This is a genomic window from Sphingomonas rhizophila (assembly GCF_014396585.1).
GTDB classification, from domain to species: domain Bacteria; phylum Pseudomonadota; class Alphaproteobacteria; order Sphingomonadales; family Sphingomonadaceae; genus Sphingomicrobium; species Sphingomicrobium rhizophilum.
This window is the reverse complement of record NZ_CP060717.1, coordinates 1,279,996-1,297,758: the sequence shown is the minus strand read 5'-3', so window position 1 is coordinate 1,297,758 and position 17,763 is coordinate 1,279,996. Positions and strand designations below refer to the sequence as shown.

The window sequence follows — 17,763 nt, the reverse complement described above, 5'->3', positions numbered from 1 at the left end:
CCTAATCGCGCAGGCAGCGCTTCTTCAATTCTCGGTTCTTGTCATAGCATTTGGCCGGATAATCGGCGATGTAGGGCGACTGGACGAATGTCGGTTGCGTCAGCCAGAAGCGGTCCCGAGCCGGGATGAGGCTGTTGCGGAATTCCTGCATGTGCAGGCGGGCGACGTTGAGCAGTTGGCCGCGAGGTGCGAACATCACTTCGCGGCCGATCCGCGCCGCCGCATGGCAAAAGCCATTGAGTGCGTAGAGCGATGAAAAGCCGTTGTAGGTACGGGTGTTATAGGCATCGAACGCCTTCATCCCGGCCGCACCCTGTGTCCGCTTGAAATAGTTCTGCAGCGCCAGATAGGCGGGCCGGATCTCGGCGCCGTGATCGGCCAGCAGGGCGTTGTAGTTGTCGACGGCGTCAACCATCGGCAGCGCCTGACACTGCAGGGCGGCGACGTTGAGGCCGGCGCGGAGCGACCACAGTAATGCCGCCGAATATTCCGCCTCGGAAGCGCCCGGGATGGGAGGACGATCCCCGGTTCCGAGCCGGTAACGGGCGAACCGCGGAAATCGGGGGCGCTGACGAACACCTGTGCGCTCGCGGACAGCGGAGCAACGAATACCGTCGCCGCCGTGCCAAGCGCGAGCAGGCAATTCTTGAGACGGGGCATCGGGCGAAATGCCGGAACACGCATGATTGGGACCACCTTTACCGCACGCTTCACTGGGTGAAGCCGTTAGATGGTGAATCCTAAGGCCTGAACATGTGCTGACAAGCGTCCCAGAAAGAAAAAGGCCGCCGGACCCTGGGGTCCGACGGCCTTATCCCCACCACCGCCGGCGAACCGGCGGGGCGGTAAGCGATTACATCGCGTTGGTCGCGTTCGCGTCGACGTTGGCGTCCATCGTCATGTTCGCGTCCATCGCCATGTTGGCGTCCGCATTGGCGGTCGCGTCAACGGCGGTGGTGTCATTTTCGACGATGTTCTCGGTGGTGAGGGTCTCGTCGACGTTCATGGTGTTTTCAGCGGTTTCGGTCTTGCTGCAAGCCGAGACTGCCAGGGCCGCCGCGGCGACCAGGATAAGAGCACGCATTCATAACTCCCTAGATTATGCGGATCTGCTGCGGATGATCCCCCGCTTCACAAATCGCGCGCACAATAGTCGCGATGGGCCAGCCCCTCAACGAAATTGTCACGTTCCGGACAAGTCGCTCAAAAAGCGCGGGAATTCGGCCTTCAGCGCCGCATCGAGCCGTTCGATCGACGCATCGGCGCCCAGCGCGGCAAGGCTCGTCACGCCATATTCCGCGATCCCGCAGGGCACGATTCCGCCGAAATGAGAGAGATCCGGGGCAACGTTGATCGAAAATCCGTGGAGGGTGACCCAGCGTTTCACCCGCACGCCGATCGCCCCGATCTTCGCTTCGGACGGGCCTTGCCCCGTCCATATGCCGATTCGGCCGCATTCACGGCGGGCTTCGACCCCGACCTGGCCGAGGGCGGCAATCATCCAGCCCTCGAGAGCATGGACGAATCGCCGGATATCGCGGCCGCGCTTTTCCAGATCGAGGACGAGGTAACCGACCCGCTGGCCCGGCCCGTGGTAGGTGTAACGACCGCCACGGCCCGCATCGAACACCGGAAAGCCCGCCGGGTTGAACAATTCCGCGGGATCGGCGCTGGTGCCGGCGGTGAACAGTGGCGGGTGTTGCAGCAGCCAGACCAGCTCCCGCGCCGCGGCTGACCGCACTTCGGCAGCGCGGGCCTCCATTTCGGCCAGCGCCTCCGGATAAGGAACCAGGCCATCGCTTGCGCGCCACTCGATATCGTCCGGGATCATGCCTGCGAGATGGCGATGCGCCTGCCCGACAGCAAGCGAGATTGTCAGCGCCGCAACGTCCGCTAGGGTGGCGCCAATTTGGGGAGCGCGCGCAGAATGGCGAAATTGTTGGTTGGCCGGGCATGGGAAGACAGCCTGGCGTTCATTTCCCGGGAACGGCGACTGATCGTCCCGGTCATGCTGGCCTTCGTCTTGCTGCCGACGGTCGTCATGCGGACCCTCGTCCCGAGGTGGCAGACGTCAGCGCAGTGCTTTCGGGGCGCGTGCCGCCCTGGGCGCCACTGCTCTCCTATATCCTGCTCTTTGTTCAGTTCGTCGGGTCATCGACGGTGATCCTGCTTGCGCTGCAGCGGAAAGGGTCGCTGGGCGGCCTGATCGTGACGGCGGCGCGGCGAACCGTGGTCATCTTCCTCGCCTTCCTGTTGCTGGGGCTGATCGTCACGCCGGTCGCGATTGTCCTTGCCCTCGTGCTCGGGTCGGACGCGGCGGCGCAAGGGGTCGTCACGCCCGGAATGGCCAGGGCGGTGTCGTTTTTCGTGCTTTGCTTCCTGCTCCTGGTCCTGCGCCTCTTCCTGCTGATTCCTGCCATCGTCGCGGAGCCGATCGGGCCCTGGGCCGGCCTTCGCCGGGGTTGGCAGCTTGGCAGGGGCAATGGCGCGAAGCTGATCGGAACCTTCCTCCTGCTTCTGACCGCCGGGATGCTGGTCAACTACGCCGTTGGAATCACCATCGGTTCGGCCGCGCAGGTGGCCTTTGGCAGCGCCAGCGGACCGACGCTTGGCGGCATTATCCTTTCCCTGTGCGTAGCGCTCGTCACGGTCGCCGTTCAGATCGTCCAGAACAGCATGCTGGCGATGCTGTATCGCCAGGCTGCCGGCGAGGGCTGAGGTCACGCCCAGCGGGCGAGGGGCGGCAGGCTCATCAGGATGGCATCGATATTGCCGCCGGTCTTGAGGCCGAACAGCGTGCCGCGGTCGTAAAGCAGGTTGAACTCGACGTATCGGCCGCGAAACTCCAGCAGCGCTTCCATGTCCGCGTCGGTGAACGGCATGCCCATGCGCTTGCGAACGATTTGCGGGAAGATGTCGAGGAACGCTTCGCCGACATCGCGGGTAAAGGCGAAGTGCTCGTCGAAGTGGTCCTCGAGGCGGTCGTAGAAGATCCCGCCCACGCCGCGCGACCGGTGGCGATGGGGAAGCCAAAAATACTCCTCCGCCCACTTCGAAAAGCGCGGATAGAAGGTCGGGTCGTGCGCTGCGCAGGCGGCGCGCAAGCGCGCGTGGAACGCCTCGGTGTCGTCATCGTAGGGTAGGGCGGGGTTGAGGTCTGCGCCGCCACCGAACCATCGCCGAGTCGTGGTCAGGAAGCGGGTGTTCATGTGGACGGCCGGGACGTGCGGATTGGCCATGTGGGCGACCAGGCTGATGCCCGTCGCGAAGAAGCTCGGGTCATCCTCGGCGCCTGGAATCGAGGCGGCAAATTCCGGACTGAACCGCCCGCCGACCGTGGAAACGTTGACTCCGACCTTCTCGAAGACCTTGCCTTTCATCTGGCCGCGAACGCCGCCGCCACCGGGCGCGCCGTCCTCTTCGGTCCGATCCCACGGAATATATTCGAAAGCCGCGTCGCTTCCTGCTTCACGCTCGATCGCTTCGAATGCGGAGCAGATCCGGGTCCGCAGCGCCTCGAACCAATCGCGGGCGGCCTGCTGCTGGTCGTCGAGCGGTTTCACGCTGGCAATCCTCCGGTTTGTCGAAGCGCTTCCCCGATCCCCAGGGTAGCAGCGCTGGCAAGGTTGAGCGAACGGACTTCCCGCCGGATTGGCAGGCGAACCGCGGCGTCGCACTCGTCGCGAACCTCGACTGGCACACCCGCGCTTTCCCGGCCGAACAGCAGAATGTCGTCCGGCTGAAACGCGAAATCGTAGGGCGACCGGTCGGCCTTGGTCGTGAACAGGACAAGACGACGATCAGCGGCCGTCGTCCGGAACGCTCGGAAGTTCGGATGCCTGACGACTTCGACGTGGTCGATATAGTCCATCGCGGTACGCCGGACGCGCTTGTCGTCCCAGGCGAATCCCATGGGCTCGATCAGATCGACGGGGACCCCAAGGCAAGCGCCAAGACGCATCACCGCGCCGACATTGCCGGCGATTTCGGGCTGGTAAAGCGCGATCCGCATGATGCGCGCTTAGGCGAGCAGAGCGGCGCGCCGCAAGCTTGGCCATTTTTGCCGTTTGCAAGCCAAGGGTGAGGCGCTATCAGGCCCGCCAATCGGCTCCGGGGCAACCGGGGGCCGCGACCTATCCTGAACACAAGGGCGAGCATGGCCACGCTGGAAGAAACCAACGCCGCGAAAGTGGAGGCCGATCACAGTCTCCGCCGTCGCGACTTCATCAACATTGCCGCGGTGAGCTTCGCCGGCGTCGGCGGTGCGGTGGCCGTGCTGCCGCTGGTCAACCAGATGAGCCCGTCGGCCGACGTCCTGGCGCTGGCCTCGATCGAAGTCGATGTGTCGAAGATCCAGCCCGGCCAGGCGATCAAGACCAGCTGGCGCAAGCAACCTGTGTTCATCCGCAACCTGACGCCCAAGGAAGTGGCCGACGCGAAGGCCGTGCCGCTGAGCGAATTGCGCGATCCGCAGTCGCTGGCGGAGCGGACCAAGCCCGGCAAGGAAAACTGGCTCGTCACGCTGGGCGTCTGCACGCACCTCGGCTGCGTCCCGCTTGGCGTTGGCGAAGGCGAGAACCGCGGTCCGTTCGGCGGCTATTTTTGCCCGTGCCATGGCTCGGCCTACGACACGGCCGCGCGCATCCGTTCGGGACCTGCGCCGACGAACCTGCTCGTCCCCGAGTATGAGTTCACTTCACCCACCGTCGTGACCATCGGTTAAGGGAAACTGCGACCATGAGCTTTGCCTGGGCCAAGCCCTACGAACCCAAGACCGACATTGGCCGCTGGATTGATGAGCGCCTGCCGTTGCCGCGCCTCGTCTACGGCGCCATCGGCGGCGGCTATCCGGTGCCCCGCAACCTCAACTATTTCTGGAACTTCGGGGTCCTCAGCGGCCTGTTCCTGACGATCCAGATCGTCACCGGCATCGTCCTGGCGATGCACTATTACAGCTATGCCGATGGCGCGTTTACCTCGGTCGAGCGCATCATGCGCGACGTCAATGCCGGCTGGCTGATCCGTTACGCTCACGCCAACGGTGCCAGCTTCTTCTTCGTCGCGGTCTACATCCACATCTTCCGTGGCTTGTACTATGGCTCCTACAAGGCCCCGCGCGAGCTCGTGTGGATGCTCGGCCTTGTCATCTACCTGTTGATGATGGCCACCGCCTTCCTCGGTTACGTCCTGCCGTGGGGGCAGATGAGCTATTGGGGCGCACAGGTCATTACCGGCTTCTTCTCGGCCTTCCCGCTGGTCGGTGAGCCCATCCGCGTCTGGCTGCTCGGCGGCTACGCGCCGGACCAGGCCGCGCTGACCCGCTTCTTCTCGCTCCACTACCTGCTGCCGTTTGTGATCGCGGGTGTCGTCATCCTGCACATCTGGTCGCTGCATATCCCGGGGTCGAACAACCCGACCGGCGTCGATGTGAAGGATGAGAAGGACACGCTGCCGTTCCACCCGTTCTACACGGCCAAGGACGGCTGGTTCGTCGGGGCGTTCCTGACGGTTTACGCGGTCTTCGTCTTTTTCATGCCGAATGCGCTCGGCCACGCCGACAATTACATCCCGGCCAACCCGCTGGCGACGCCGGCGCACATCGTTCCCGAATGGTACTTCTGGCCGTTCTACGCGATCCTTCGTGCGTTCACCGTCGACTTCATCCTGCCGGCGAAGCTGTGGGGCGTGCTGGCCATGTTCGGCTCGATCCTGCTGCTGTTCTTCCTGCCGTGGCTCGATCGATCGCCGGTCCGCTCGGGCAACTACCGCCCGGTGTTCAAGCGCTTCTACCTTCTCCTGGTCGTCGACGTGCTCGTCCTGGGCTGGTGTGGTGGCGCCCCGCGGAACCGCTCTACGTCGGCATCAGCCAGATTGCCGCCGCCTACTATTTCGCGCACTTCCTGATCATTCTGCCGCTGATCTCCAAGTTCGAACGGCCGCTGCCGCTGCCGTCATCGATCTCCTCGTCCGTGCTTCACGGCGAGGCGGAGGAAAGCGCTCCATACGGGCTCGCCAAGACGGCGCCCGTGGCGGCCAAGTAAGGGGAACCCGGGACCATGGTCCGCATCATCGCATTCTTCGTCGGACTGGGCTTCGCCGGTGTCCTCCTGTGGAGCTTCGTCGTCAACCTGTACGACAACATCACGGAGCCGCCCGCACCGACCGCTGAGCATGAATTCCATCGCGAGCCGAAGGAATTGCACCTCGCGTCGGATGGCCCCTTCGGCAAGTGGGACAAGGCGCAGTTGCAACGCGGTTTCCAGGTCTACAAGGAAGTCTGCGCGGCCTGCCACAGCCTGGAGCGTGTGGCGTTCCGCGATCTCGCCGGACTTGGCTACAACGAGGCCGAGATCAAGGCGATCGCCAAGAGCTACGACGTCCCGTCGATTAATCCAGACACGGGCGAGCCGGCGACCCGCAAGGGTATCCCGGCCGACTATTTCCCGAAGCCGTACGCGAACGAAACGGCCGGGCGCGCCGCGAACAACAATGCCTATCCGCCCGACCTGTCGCTGATCACGAAGGCGCGCGAGGGTGGTGCGGCGTACATTTATTCGCTGCTGACCGGATATCAAAACCAGCCGACCGAGCTCTTGAAGCAGTTCCCCGACGTGAAGACGCCGGAGGGCCTCCATTACAATCCGTACTTCGCCAACCTCAACATCGCGATGCCGAAGCCGATCGTCAGCGATGGCCAGGTGACCTATGGCGAGGGCGCCCCAGCGGCCACCGTCGATCAGATGGCGAAGGACGTGTCCGCGTTCCTGGTCTGGACGGCGGAGCCGAAGCTGGTGAACCGTCACCGCGCCGGGATGGCAGTCCTGATCTTCCTGATCATGGCGACCGTGCTGGGCTACATGGCCTACCAGAACATCTGGGCGAGCGCGAAGCGCAAGGTCGCGCCGAAAGGCCCGCTGGACCCGGATAACCAGGCCAAGCGCGAAGCCGCCAAGGCCGAAGCTGGCGGAATCGCCGGCTGAACCGATGGGCGTGACCAGCGTCGCCGAAAGGCTGGCGGCGCTGGTCCGCACCATCCCCGACTTTCCCAGGCCGGGGATCCAATTTCGCGACATCACGACCCTCTTGCTCGATCCTGAGGGGTTCCAGCTGGCGGTGGATGCGCTTGCGGACAGTGTTTCGGGTCCGGTCGATCTTGTCGCAGCAATCGAGGCGCGGGGATTCGCCTTCGGCGGTCCGTTGGCGCTCAGACTGGGCGCGGGAATGCTCCTGATCCGCAAGGACGGGAAATTGCCGGGCGAGACGATCGCCGAAGACTATGCCCTCGAATACGGCACCGACCGGCTAGCCATGCACGTCGATGCCTGCGCACCTGGCAAGCGCGTGCTCATTGTCGATGACTTGCTGGCGACCGGGGGAACCGCTCTGGCCGCGGCGCGGCTTGTAGAGCGGGCGGGCGGTACGGTCGTCGGCGCGCGTTTCATCGTCGACCTGATCGATCTCGGCGGGTCTGATGCCTTGAGAGCAGCAGGCGTCGATTCGGTCAGCCTGCTCACTTATGAAGGTGGCTGACGGAGCTAACTCCTTGTGAAGGCGGAACAAGTCGCTGCCCGAAAGGTTAACGTCAGGCGCGTTTCCTTTCGGGAGAACTATTGTGCCCAGCCTGTCCCTTCGTTCCGCCGCCGTTGCCGTCGTTCTGGGTCTCTCCGCGAGTGCCTGTACCTCCTACGGGCCGTACGGCGGCCTCGGGGTCGGGTATGGCAGCGGCTACGGGAACTACGGGTACGGCAGCCCCTACGGCTACAGCAATTATGGCTATAGCAACTACGGCCGCTATCCGTCCTACTACGGGTGGAACAACGGCTACTATTACCCGGGCACCGGATATTACGTGTACGATCAGTACCGTCGTCCGTATCGCTGGAGTTCGACCCAGCAGCGTTACTGGACCGATCGCCAGCGTGCCTATTCGACCACGACCAATCGCCCCGTTGCGAGGCAGAACTGGTCGGTTTTTCACGATCAAGCCGGTAAGGTCATCCGCGAGCGTCGCGAGCAACGGCGTCGCAATTAGTCTGGTTTCGGGCGCCGCCTCATCAGCACGATGGAGGTGTAACGCATGACGACCTGGTCGTCCTGATTGGTGACGGTGGTTTCGGTGCGAATGCTGCCGATGTCCGGCTTCGATCGTGACGGTCTCACCTCGACGATCTTGCCGCGCACGTGAATCCGGTCACCCGGATAAACCGGTTTGACCCACCGCAGGTCGTCGACGCCCGGTGAGCCGAGGCCGGCCTGCGGATGGCGGTCGAGGTAGTCGACGATCGTCGCCATCGTCATCCCTGCCGTATGCCAACCGGAGGCGGCGATCCGTCCGAAATGCGTCTTGGCGGCCTCCTCATCACTGAGATGGAATGGCTGGGGGTCATATTTCCGCGCGAACTCAAGAACTTCTTCGCGCGTAACGTCATAATGGCCGAAGTCGGTTTCGGCGCCGACCTCCATATCTTCGAGGTACATCATGCGCACCTCCATCCCCCCGACCGACGGCCCTGTCCAGCCCTCGCCATCCGCTCGTCGAAGGACCTTGGTTGAACGGCGAAGCTCGCGCTAGGCTGCCACCACGGATTCGTCGTCATCAGGGGATTAGTGAATGGTTCGATACAGCAGTGCCGCTCTTCGGGCGGCGACGGCATCGGCTGCGCTCGTCGCGGCATCGGGCGCGATCGCCCAGTCGGGCGCACCTGCGCGCATCATGGACGAGGGCCTCAACCGTAGCCAGGTGATGGTGACGGCGTCGGAACTGCTCGACGGTATCGGCCATCGCCTGACCCTGTCCCCGTCGATGACCCGTGCCCAGTCGTGGGCGATGGGCAAGTTTCGGAGCTACGGGCTCACCAACGTCCACCAGGAGCCGTTCGAGTTCGGACGTGGGTGGGAAATCATCTCCAGTTCCGCGCGGATGGTCGAGCCGCGGCCAATCGACATGCTGGCGATCCCGATTGCCTGGACACCGCCGACCAACGGCACCGTGCGCGCGCCGGTCATCGTCGCGCCGATCAGTAAGCCGGAACATTTCGCGGCCTGGCGCGGGAAGCTGGCGGGCAAGATCGTCCTGGTGACGCTTCCCGGCACGACCGACGAACCCGCGAAGAGCGCTTTTATTCGGCTGAGCGACAAGGACATCAGCGACCGCGACGAATTCAAGCTGCCGAACTACGATCCGGATGCCGCCAACCTTCGCGCCCAACGGCGGGGCTTCGCGAAAAAGCTCGACGCCTTCCTCAAGGCCGAAGGGGCCGTGGCCTGGGCGCGCAAAAGCTATCGTGACGGCATGTTGCTGCACGGCGAAGGTTACACCTACGGTGTCGGTGAAACGCCAACCCTGCCGGGCTTCGAAATCGCCGCCGAAGACTATCGCCGCCTTGCCCGTCTCGCGAAAAGCGGCCGGCCGCCGGTCGTCGAACTGACCAGCAATGTCCGCTTTGACGATTCAACGACCAAGGCGAGCAACGTCATCGCCGATATCGCCGGAACGGATCCGAATGCAGGCTATGTGATGGCCGGCGCGCACTTCGACAGCTGGGTGGCCGCTGACGGCGCCACCGACAACGGCGCCGGCAGCGTGGTGGTGATGGAAGCGGCGCGAATTTTGAAAGCGATCGGCGCACGCCCCAAGCGCACGATCCGCTTCGCCCTGTGGTCGGGCGAGGAGCAGGGCCTCCTGGGCAGCCGCGCCTATATCGAACAGCACCTCGTCAGCCGACCGGTCGACCCGAGCCTGAAGGGCATCGATGCCTATTACGCTTGGAGCGATGCCTATCCGATCACGACCAAGCCGGGCTATTCCGCGATGAAGGCCTATTTCAACATGGACAACGGTTCGGGCCGGCTCCGCGGCATCCATGCCGAGCAGAATGGGGCGGCGGTGCCGATCCTGAAGGAATGGCTATCACCGTACGGCGCCCTGGACGCCGACCGGGTCGTCATCGGCAAGACCGGAGGCACCGACCACGTTTACCTGCAGGCCGTCGGCCTCCAAGGATATCAGTTCGTGCAGGACCCGCTCGACTATAACAGCCGGACGCACCACTCGAACGCCGACACGTTCGACCACCTGCGTGGCGACGACCTGCGCCAGGCGGCGGTGGTCATGGCCGGCGTGCTGCTGGCGGCGGCGAACAGCGACAAGGAATTGCCGCGTCCGCCGGTGCCGCAGAAGCCGCTCGACACCGACCCGTTCGACTATCCCGATCCCGACAAATAAGCGGGGACGAAAGAAAAGGGCCTCCCGCCGCGTGGCGAGAGGCCCTTTCTTTTAGCCGTTCGGCCAGCCTTAAAAGGTTCGGCCGAAGCGCAGCCCGATGGTGCGGGGGCGGATGACGGTCGAATAGACCTTGCCGCCAATCGCCGTCACCCCGTCAGGGTCGCCGCAGGTGCCTTCGGCGCATTGCAGCGCCTTCGATGTCACGCCGCGGGAATCGAATAGGTTCTTGACGTACAGCTCGGTCGTCCAGGGCCCGAACTTCAGGCCGGTGCTGGCATCGACCTCGGTGTAGGCGTCCATCCGGCCGTAAATCGGTTGGGCGAAGGTGCGGACGTCGCGCGTGCGCGACCCTTCATGACTTGCAGCCAGCTGCACATGCGCCTTCATGTCGCTGACATTCCATTCGTAGCGTGCACGCGCACTGCCCTTGAACCGCGCGGTCATGGGCAGCCGAGTGCCGGCCGGGGCCAGCGTTTCGTTGATTTCGTTGTCCTGATCGCCCGCCACCCCGCTGCCGTCGAGGTCGGCATCGATCGTGCAATCGAAGGCGTCGTTGGCGATCTTGCAGAAGTCCTTGGTCAGCTTGCCATAGTTCACCGCCGCGCCCGCGTTGAATGTCAGGCCAGCCATCGGCCGGTAATAGAAGTCGAACTCCGCGCCGCGGATGCGGGCATTGCCGGCGTTGCGGATCTCGGTAAGGCCATTGGCGCCAAGGAACGACAATTGGATGTCGTCCCAGTCCAGCTGATAGACCGCGGCATTCAGCCGGATACGCCCGCCATCGAGCGTCAGTTTCGTCCCGGCCTCGTAGTTGGTGATATAGTCTGGCTGGTAAGGCGGCAGGGTGCCACGGCGGTTGATACCGCCCGGACGGAAACCGCGCGACCAGGTCGCATAGAACAGTGTGTCGGCGTTGGGCGTCCACGTCGCATTGAGGCGATGGATGAACCCGCTGTCCTTGGTGCGCTTGTCGACGTTGGTGCAAGGCGACCCCTCGACCCGGGCCGGTCCGAAGCACGCGGCGACGCCAGTGCCCGAAGAATAGCCGTCGCTGTAACCGAAGAAGCCGACCAGCGAGTTGTCGTACTTGTAGAAACGGCCCCCCGCCGTGACCGACAACGTCGGCGTCACATCGTAGGTCAGCTCACCGAACGCCGCATAGTCACGGTCGACGCGAAGCTGCTGGGTTAGCCAGATGTCGCTTTCGGTACCCGCGACGACCAGCGGATCGGCGATGTCGTCGATGATGTAATCCTGGCGGATGTTGTGTTTCTGCCGCTGGTAGAACAGGCCGCCGACGAGGCGGATCGGTTTGTCGGACGGAGACGTGAAGCGCAGCTCTTGGCTCATCTTCCGATAGCGGTCGATGGCCTGGATGTACTGGTTCGGACTGACTAGATTGTCGTCATTGTCGTAGAAATAACTGCCGTAGCCGTAGAGCGCATCGTAGAAATAGCCGTAGTCGGCATAGTCGACTTCGCTATCGACACGGCGGCGCAGAAGTGACCCCGCGTAGGTCACGTCGAAATTGCCGAGCTTGCCCTCGATCGTCAGCGCCGCCTGAAGCCAGCGGTCGTCGGTGCGTTCCGGATTGAACTGCATCGTTTCAAGCTCACCGAGGCCGCGCTCTTCCGCGAAGCTGCCGTTGGCGATCTGCTTCTGACCCATCAGCGACGGGGTGACGGTCCAGTTTTCGTTGAGCTCGGCGCGGAGCGCGACGCGGCCGCCGTAGGTTTTGACGTCGTTATAGTCTTCTTCGGCCAGGTCGTCGTTGTCGATGGTGATGCCCGATGTCGGGAAGGTCAGCGTACCGGCGATATTGTCGATGTATCCCGCATCGCGGCGATACCAGCCGACGGCGCGGATGGCGGCGCTATCGGACAATGGCGAGTTGACGAAGGCTTCGCCGGAATAGCCCCAGCCGCCATGCGCGACCTTGTTCAGCTCCAGGTTCGCTTCGCCATAGGTCGACCGTGTGTCGGGCTTGTTGGTGATGATGCGGACCGTACCGGCCTGGCTGGACGCGCCGTAGAGCGTGCCTTGCGGCCCGGCGAGCGCCTCGATCCGGGCAATGTCGAACACGTGAACGTCCAGCGCGCCGCTGATCGTCGTGATCGGTTGTTCGTCGAGGTAGGTGCCGACGCTGGGCAGTGACGCGGAATGGTTGCCGTTCTCGCCCGATGCGACGCCGCGGAAATAGACGTTGGTCGTTCCCGGGCCGCTGGCGCTGCCGCCGCTGCCGCCGGACCGGAAGGACAGGGACGGGACCAGCTTCGCATAGTCCTCGAACTGGTTGACCTGCAGGTCGTCGAGCGTCTTCGTCGTGATCGCGGTGATCGCGATCGGCACATCCTGCAGGTTTTCCTCGCGCCGGGTGGCCGTCACGATGACCGTGTTGGGGTCGTCCTGGGCCGCGGCCGGCGCAGTGGGGGAGGGGACAGGCGTCGTGCTGGTCGCGTCCTGCGCCAAGGCACTTCCGCTCATGAGGATCGTCGAACCGAGCAGGATCGCCGGCAGCCGGCGTCGAAGGGTGTTGCTGGTGAAGTTCATGGTCGCGCCCCCAGAAGATTGACGCGTCAATTGGGCGACACTTGTTTCCGGAATGCAACCGAACGGTTGATCGTTAGCGTAACAATTTCGGCAACTATGGCCGCCGTGCATCATCCCAGCTGTCGAGCGCCGGCCCCAACGCCGCCTTCAGCGGATCCAGCCACTGTTCGAACCGCTTCCACCGGTCCACCGCGGCGCGGCTCAAGGGCTGGCGGACCTGTTCCGAACTGGCCGTCCTGACCGCCCGCTTGTTCTCGTAGAATTTTAGACACGATTCTTCGAATTCGAGCCCGCAATAGGCGAGTAACGCGCGGACTTCCTTCTCCGGATCGTCGAGCAGTGCCTCATGAATCACCCGATGAACCTTGCCCGGCTGGACGTCGTCGAAGTGCGACATCAGACGCACATAGTCGGCGTAGTACCTGCCCATGTGCGTCAAGTCGTACGAGAATGTCTGGCCCTTGGCGAAGTGCTGTTTGAAGTTGGAGAATCCGCAATCGAGCGGGTGACGGCGCGCATCTATAATCTTGGCGTTGGGCAGGATTAGCCGGATCAGGCCGACGTGGATCCAATTGTTCGGCATCTTGTCGATGAAGAACGGCTTGCCCTGGACGCGGTGGATGCGGGTGCGCTCGAGATATTCCGCCCCCGTTCGGAGAGTGCCGGAGCATCGAGCGTTGCGATCGCTTCGGGGTAGCCGATACCGTCGGATTTCGCTCCGATCGACCGAGCGATGGCGATGACGTCGGGCAGTTCCGATGTGCCTTCGATCTGGCTGTGACTCGCCAATATCTGCTCGATCAGGGTCGAACCGGCGCGCGGCATCCCGACGATGAAGATGGGGTCGGGCGACGGGTCGCCCTGAGCTTCGCGCTCCGCGAAGAAGGCGCGGTCCATTAGCCTGATCGTGCGTTCGACGCGGTCGGTGTCGGCGTTCGCGTCGTGGCGCAGGTCGGCGGCGCGTAGTCGGTTCCCCTCCGCATAATGGCGCCACGCGTCCTCGTCCTCGCGGCGATCCTCGTGATACTTGCCGAGCGCGAAATGAAGGTGCCAGCGATCATTGTCGTCGAGGTCCGAACCCCCCAGCGCGGCGGCCATCGCGGCGCGGTCGGCCTCATCGAACTTCACGGTCTTGAGATTGGCGAGGCTCCACCATGCTTCGCCCATCGACGGGCGAAGTTCGCTCGCCCGGCGATAGGCGGCGATAGAGTCGTCCTGCTCACCCACCGTCTTCAGGATATGCCCGAGCGAGGTCCATAGCCGCGCCTCGTTGGGGTTCTCCTCCAACGCTGAGCGATAGAGCGTGATAGCTTCCTCATATCGACCGACACGGCCAAGCACCGTCGCCCGGAGCGCGCGGGTGGCCTTGGTGAGTTCGCCGTCGTCTTCCAGCTCGTCGAGAAGGGCCAAAGCCTCCGGCGATCGTCCCTGCTTGTTGAGGAGCTGCGCCAGGTTCGATTTGGCTTCCGCGAAGCTTGGCGCGAGCACCAGTGTTTGCCGGAGGATCTTTTCCGATTCCGGAAAGCGTCCGACGCGGGCGGCAACTTCCGCAAGAAGCCGCAGCGCCGGGAAGTCGTAAGGGTCGGCGCGCAGCCGTTGCTTGAGCAAGCGCTCGGCGGTCGGGATGTCATTGCCGACAAGGGCGCCGGCAGCTTGCACCAGTTCCCTGTCGAGGGCCGCGGTCTCGATCGCCTTCCGCTCCGCCTCGGCGGCAGCTGTAGCGTTGCCGCCCGCCCGGCGCGCGGCGGCGAGAAGGCAGAATGCCTGGGAATCCCGCGGGAACTGGCGAAGGATGGCGTCCGCCTGCTGAAGAGCCAGATCCGGACGAATGTCGACCAGCCGATATCCGTGCGCCAATGCCTCCAGCTTGTTCGCCACTCGACCGCGACCCCTACACGTTGAACTTGAAGTGCAGGACGTCGCCGTCCTTCACGACATATTCCTTGCCTTCCTGCCGAAGCTTGCCCGCATCGCGCGCACCGGCCTCGCCATTCAGGGCGACATAGTCGTCATAGGCGATGGTCTCGGCGCGGATGAAGCCCCGTTCGAAATCGGTATGGATCTCGCCGGCGGCGCGCGGCGCCTTCGATCCTTTCTCGACCGTCCAGGCGCGCGCTTCCTTCGGGCCAACGGTGAAGAAGGTGATGAGGTGAAGCAGGTCGTACCCGGACCGGATGACCCGGGCGAGACCGGTTTCATGGAGTCCCATTTCCTCCAGGAACGCGATCCGCTCGTCCATCTCCATGCCGATCAGGTCGCTCTCGATCGCAGCGGAAACGATGACCGCGTTGGCACCTTCCGCCTTGGCCTTGTCGAACACCGCCGCGCTGTGCGCGTTGCCTTCCGCCGCTTCGTCCTCGTTGACGTTGCAGACGTAAAGCACCGGCTTGGCGGTGATCAGCTGGGCCTGCGAAAAAACGCGCGCTTCCTCGTCATCCTTTGGCTGGGTCAGACGGGCTGGCTTGCCGTCGCGAAGCAGGTCGAGTGCCTGGCCAAGGACGGAGGCGGCGATCTTCGATTCCTTGTCGCCTTGCTGGCCGCGCTTGACCAGGTTCGGGACGCGCTTTTCCAGGCTTTCGAGGTCCGACAGCAGCAGTTCGGTCTCGACCACCTCGGCATCGGCGATCGGGTCGACGCGGTTGTCGACGTGCTGGATGTCGTCGTTCTCGAAGCAGCGAAGGACGTGAACGATCGCATCCACCTCACGAATGTTGCCGAGGAACTGGTTGCCCAGCCCTTCGCCCTTCGATGCTCCCTTCACCAAGCCGGCGATGTCGACGAACGCCAGCTGGGTCGGGATGATCTTCGCGGATCCAGCGATCTTCGCCAACGTATCCAGGCGCGCATCGGGCACCGCGACCTGGCCGACGTTGGGCTCGATCGTGCAGAACGGATAATTGGCCGCCTGCGCCGCCTGCGTCTCAGTCAACGCGTTGAAAAGGGTCGACTTGCCGACGTTCGGCAGGCCGACGATACCGCATTTAAAGCCCATGGTTCGTCCCAGTTCGTGTTTGGGCGCTCCCTATCAGCGAATGATCGATTTGCCACGCCTAACCGCACGCCCGCCGGCCGAAGCCGGGATCGATCAGGCGTAGTTGAAGCTTATGCTCAGCCGCTCCGCGCGACCGGTGCCGGGGCGCACCTCGTGACGAAGCCAGCTTTCCCACAGCAACAGCGTCCCCGGTTGCGGCGACACGGTGACGAACGGACGCAGCATTTCCGGTGCGTCGTCCCGGCGTAATGGGGACGCCATCATCATCGGCAGGCGCGGATCCTCGAAACGGATGTCGCCGCTACCGGCCGGTACTTCGACGTAGAAGGTGCCTGACAGCATCGATTGGGGGTGGATGTGAGCGGCATGGTGCCCGCCGCCCTTCAGGGAATTGACCCACAGGCTGTCGAGGCGCGGTTTCCGCTTGAGGTCGAAGCCCAGCTCCAGCGCGAATGCAGCCGCGTGGCGATCGAGGATGCGGCGAAGGTCGGCGATCGCCGGATCGCGGTGCGGCAGGTCGTTGAGCGACGCGTAGCTCGTATAGCCCTTGTAACCGTGTTCGCGGCTCCAGCGGCGTCCGGCAAAGTCATCCTGGGCAAGCGTACGGATGGAGTGGGCAAGCGCCAGCAACAGCGCCGGAGCGTCGATCGACGCTTCATGGAGCAGTGTTGCGAACAAGGTCCGGGCCATGACCGCTTCCTTGGCACCAACCGCGCCGGCTTTCAAAGGCGTTGCGCGAAGCTGTGCTCCGCCGCAAGAAGTGCCGAAGTGGGGGAGGGCGTGATGGGCGTGACGCTGGCTGCGGTCGACAATCTGTTTCCGCTTACGCTGTGGCGTTACCGGATCAGCGAAGATGGGCTCAACGAGGGCCTGCTGTCGGAAATCAAGAAGCGCCGTGCCGCCGAGAAGGGCATTCCGAACAGCAACCGTCGCGGATGGCAGTCGGAGCGGGACCTTTTCACTCGCACGGAAGCGTCCCACGCGAAGCTCGTCCGCATCATCAGCGAAGTGGTGGTGAAGACGCTCCATTCGCTCGACCCGGACCTCGATCGCGCTGCGATCCGGGTGACGATGAACGGCTGGGTAAACATCAATCCGCCGGGAGGATACAATGCCCCGCACCAGCATACCGATGCTCTGCTGTCCGGCGTCTATTACATCGCCGTTCCGAGCGGGAAGAGCGACGCGGGCGGCGCGATTGAGTTCCTGTCGCCGCACGCGGTTCGCCAGCTGGGCGGGCTGATCAAGGCGCCGCTGTTCGCGGAACGGCGCCGAGTGCATCCTGAGGTCGGCGACTTGTTGTTGTTCCCGGGGCAACTTCCGCACTGGGTGCATCCCAATGACAGCGGCAAGGATCGCGTGACGATCGCCTTCAACGCGATCGTCGGCCGGCGCCTAGCCGAGGCGTAGCGCCACGTCGTTCATGAATCGCGCATCGTCGCCATCGGCCAGTGTCGGCGCCTCGGCGGCCATCGCCGCCAGAAGGTCACTGAGCGGTTCCATCTCGCTCTTGGCGTAATTGCCGAGGACGTGGCCGGTGACGCGGTCCTTGTGACCGGGATGCCCGATACCGATGCGCACGCGTCGAAAATCAGGACCAAGGCTGGCGTTGATCGACCGGAGGCCGTTGTGGCCGGCAAGGCCGCCGCCGGTGCGAACCTTTACCTTCATCGGCGCGAGGTCGAGCTCGTCGTGAAAAGCGGTGAGGTCGCCGACCTCCAACTTGTAGAAATGCAGCGCCTGCTGAATCGCGTCGCCGCTGACGTTCATGAAGGTCTGCGGTTTCAGGAGCAGCACCTTGTGCCGGCCGAGACGCCCTTCGCTGACCAGCGATCGGAACTTCTTGGTCCAAGGGCCAAAGCCATGCACCTCGGCGATGACGTCGACCGCCATGAAGCCGACGTTGTGGCGGTGCATCGCATATTGTGCGCCCGGATTGCCCAGGCCGGCCCAGATCTGCATCGCGCCGTTCCTTCAAACAAAAGCGCCCACCCCG

17 protein-coding genes and 2 pseudogenes are annotated in these 17,763 nt (G+C 63.9%); 8 read left to right on the top strand and 11 right to left on the bottom strand.

Features of this window, described 5'->3' with window-relative positions:
- Window position 1: 1 nt before the first annotated feature.
- From H9L12_RS06535 to lipB, 3 genes are all read right to left on the bottom strand, one after another.
- Window positions 2-415 (bottom strand): hypothetical protein, encoded by a 414-nt coding sequence (locus tag H9L12_RS06535; RefSeq protein WP_187541071.1) that lies wholly within the window; start codon window positions 413-415, stop codon window positions 2-4.
- A 438-nt stretch (window positions 416-853) separates the two neighbouring features.
- Entirely contained in the window at window positions 854-1,084 is a 231-nt protein-coding gene (locus H9L12_RS06530; protein WP_187541070.1) for a hypothetical protein, read from the bottom strand.
- A gap of 99 nt (window positions 1,085-1,183) precedes the next feature.
- Window positions 1,184-1,831 (bottom strand): lipoyl(octanoyl) transferase LipB, encoded by a 648-nt coding sequence (gene lipB, locus H9L12_RS06525; protein ID WP_187541069.1) that lies wholly within the window; start codon window positions 1,829-1,831, stop codon window positions 1,184-1,186.
- 230 nt (window positions 1,832-2,061) lie between these two features.
- On the opposite strand from lipB, the gene H9L12_RS06520 reads away from it, so the two are divergent.
- Entirely contained in the window at window positions 2,062-2,718 is a 657-nt protein-coding gene (locus H9L12_RS06520; RefSeq protein WP_187541068.1) for a hypothetical protein, read from the top strand.
- Window positions 2,719-2,720: 2 nt separating this feature from the next.
- Here the strand turns inward: H9L12_RS06520 and hemF are convergent, their stop codons facing one another.
- Window positions 2,721-3,563 carry an oxygen-dependent coproporphyrinogen oxidase gene (hemF, locus tag H9L12_RS06515; RefSeq protein ID WP_187541067.1) on the bottom strand — a complete coding sequence of 281 codons (843 nt, stop codon included), beginning with the start codon at window positions 3,561-3,563 and terminating at the stop codon, window positions 2,721-2,723.
- The gene (locus tag H9L12_RS06510) at window positions 3,560-4,012 is read right to left on the bottom strand and encodes a tRNA (cytidine(34)-2'-O)-methyltransferase (RefSeq protein ID WP_187541066.1); all 453 of its coding nucleotides are present in this window, start codon (window positions 4,010-4,012) and stop codon (window positions 3,560-3,562) included. The genes hemF and H9L12_RS06510 overlap by 4 nt, the downstream gene beginning before the upstream one ends.
- A 144-nt stretch (window positions 4,013-4,156) precedes the next feature.
- On the opposite strand from H9L12_RS06510, the gene petA reads away from it, so the two are divergent.
- The 5 genes and pseudogenes from petA (at window position 4,157) to H9L12_RS06485 (ending at window position 8,032) form a co-directional block, all read left to right on the top strand.
- On the top strand, window positions 4,157-4,723 hold the full coding sequence (gene petA, locus H9L12_RS06505; RefSeq protein WP_187541065.1) for a ubiquinol-cytochrome c reductase iron-sulfur subunit: 567 nt from the start codon (window positions 4,157-4,159) through the stop codon (window positions 4,721-4,723).
- 14 nt (window positions 4,724-4,737) lie between these two features.
- Window positions 4,738-6,041 (top strand): annotated as a pseudogene (locus H9L12_RS06500) (cytochrome b).
- A 15-nt stretch (window positions 6,042-6,056) separates the two neighbouring features.
- Window positions 6,057-6,980: a cytochrome c1 gene (locus H9L12_RS06495; protein ID WP_187541064.1), complete on the top strand. Its 924-nt coding sequence runs from the start codon at window positions 6,057-6,059 to the stop codon at window positions 6,978-6,980.
- A 10-nt stretch (window positions 6,981-6,990) separates the two neighbouring features.
- Entirely contained in the window at window positions 6,991-7,530 is a 540-nt protein-coding gene (locus tag H9L12_RS06490) for an adenine phosphoribosyltransferase (protein WP_246450246.1), read from the top strand.
- An 82-nt stretch (window positions 7,531-7,612) separates the two neighbouring features.
- Window positions 7,613-8,032 carry a hypothetical protein gene (locus H9L12_RS06485; protein WP_187541062.1) on the top strand — a complete coding sequence of 140 codons (420 nt, stop codon included), beginning with the start codon at window positions 7,613-7,615 and terminating at the stop codon, window positions 8,030-8,032.
- On the opposite strand, the gene H9L12_RS06480 is transcribed toward H9L12_RS06485, so the two are convergent.
- Window positions 8,029-8,481 carry a MaoC family dehydratase gene (locus H9L12_RS06480; protein ID WP_187541061.1) on the bottom strand — a complete coding sequence of 151 codons (453 nt, stop codon included), beginning with the start codon at window positions 8,479-8,481 and terminating at the stop codon, window positions 8,029-8,031. The two genes, H9L12_RS06485 and H9L12_RS06480, sit on opposite strands and share 4 nt — an antisense overlap.
- Before the next feature lie 130 nt (window positions 8,482-8,611).
- On the opposite strand from H9L12_RS06480, the gene H9L12_RS06475 reads away from it, so the two are divergent.
- Window positions 8,612-10,225: a M20/M25/M40 family metallo-hydrolase gene (locus H9L12_RS06475; RefSeq protein WP_187541060.1), complete on the top strand. Its 1,614-nt coding sequence runs from the start codon at window positions 8,612-8,614 to the stop codon at window positions 10,223-10,225.
- Window positions 10,226-10,294: 69 nt separating this feature from the next.
- Here H9L12_RS06475 and H9L12_RS06470 read toward each other — a convergent pair whose 3' ends face one another.
- From H9L12_RS06470 to H9L12_RS06455, 4 genes and pseudogenes are all read right to left on the bottom strand, one after another.
- Window positions 10,295-12,775 (bottom strand): TonB-dependent receptor, encoded by a 2,481-nt coding sequence (locus H9L12_RS06470; protein ID WP_246450243.1) that lies wholly within the window; start codon window positions 12,773-12,775, stop codon window positions 10,295-10,297.
- Between the two features lie 94 nt (window positions 12,776-12,869).
- Window positions 12,870-14,434, bottom strand: a pseudogene (locus tag H9L12_RS06465) (tetratricopeptide repeat-containing sulfotransferase family protein).
- Window positions 14,435-14,666: 232 nt separating this feature from the next.
- Window positions 14,667-15,767 (bottom strand): redox-regulated ATPase YchF, encoded by a 1,101-nt coding sequence (gene ychF, locus H9L12_RS06460; RefSeq protein ID WP_187541059.1) that lies wholly within the window; start codon window positions 15,765-15,767, stop codon window positions 14,667-14,669.
- 93 nt (window positions 15,768-15,860) lie between these two features.
- The gene (locus H9L12_RS06455; RefSeq protein WP_187541058.1) at window positions 15,861-16,457 is read right to left on the bottom strand and encodes a TIGR02466 family protein; all 597 of its coding nucleotides are present in this window, start codon (window positions 16,455-16,457) and stop codon (window positions 15,861-15,863) included.
- 78 nt (window positions 16,458-16,535) lie between these two features.
- Here H9L12_RS06455 and H9L12_RS06450 point away from each other — a divergent pair, with 78 nt between their 5' ends.
- Window positions 16,536-17,177, top strand: a complete 642-nt coding sequence (locus H9L12_RS06450; protein WP_187541057.1) for a TIGR02466 family protein — start codon at window positions 16,536-16,538, stop codon at window positions 17,175-17,177.
- Here H9L12_RS06450 and pth read toward each other — a convergent pair.
- Window positions 17,163-17,729 carry an aminoacyl-tRNA hydrolase gene (gene pth, locus H9L12_RS06445; RefSeq protein WP_187541056.1) on the bottom strand — a complete coding sequence of 189 codons (567 nt, stop codon included), beginning with the start codon at window positions 17,727-17,729 and terminating at the stop codon, window positions 17,163-17,165. The genes H9L12_RS06450 and pth overlap by 15 nt on opposite strands.
- Between the last annotated feature and the right edge of the window lie 34 nt (window positions 17,730-17,763).

Coding starts and splice junctions, on each gene's coding strand:
- H9L12_RS06455 (WP_187541058.1), bottom strand. CDS start 16,457: ATGGCCCGGACCTTGTTCGCAACACTGCTCCATGAAGCGTCGATCGAC.
- H9L12_RS06530 (WP_187541070.1), bottom strand. CDS start 1,084: ATGCGTGCTCTTATCCTGGTCGCCGCGGCGGCCCTGGCAGTCTCGGCT.
- ychF (WP_187541059.1), bottom strand. CDS start 15,767: ATGGGCTTTAAATGCGGTATCGTCGGCCTGCCGAACGTCGGCAAGTCG.
- lipB (WP_187541069.1), bottom strand. CDS start 1,831: ATGATCCCGGACGATATCGAGTGGCGCGCAAGCGATGGCCTGGTTCCT.
- H9L12_RS06475 (WP_187541060.1), top strand. CDS start 8,612: ATGGTTCGATACAGCAGTGCCGCTCTTCGGGCGGCGACGGCATCGGCT.
- pth (WP_187541056.1), bottom strand. CDS start 17,729: ATGCAGATCTGGGCCGGCCTGGGCAATCCGGGCGCACAATATGCGATG.
- H9L12_RS06480 (WP_187541061.1), bottom strand. CDS start 8,481: ATGATGTACCTCGAAGATATGGAGGTCGGCGCCGAAACCGACTTCGGC.
- H9L12_RS06510 (WP_187541066.1), bottom strand. CDS start 4,012: ATGCGGATCGCGCTTTACCAGCCCGAAATCGCCGGCAATGTCGGCGCG.
- H9L12_RS06535 (WP_187541071.1), bottom strand. CDS start 415: ATGGTTGACGCCGTCGACAACTACAACGCCCTGCTGGCCGATCACGGC.
- H9L12_RS06470 (WP_246450243.1), bottom strand. CDS start 12,775: ATGAACTTCACCAGCAACACCCTTCGACGCCGGCTGCCGGCGATCCTG.
- H9L12_RS06495 (WP_187541064.1), top strand. CDS start 6,057: ATGGTCCGCATCATCGCATTCTTCGTCGGACTGGGCTTCGCCGGTGTC.
- petA (WP_187541065.1), top strand. CDS start 4,157: ATGGCCACGCTGGAAGAAACCAACGCCGCGAAAGTGGAGGCCGATCAC.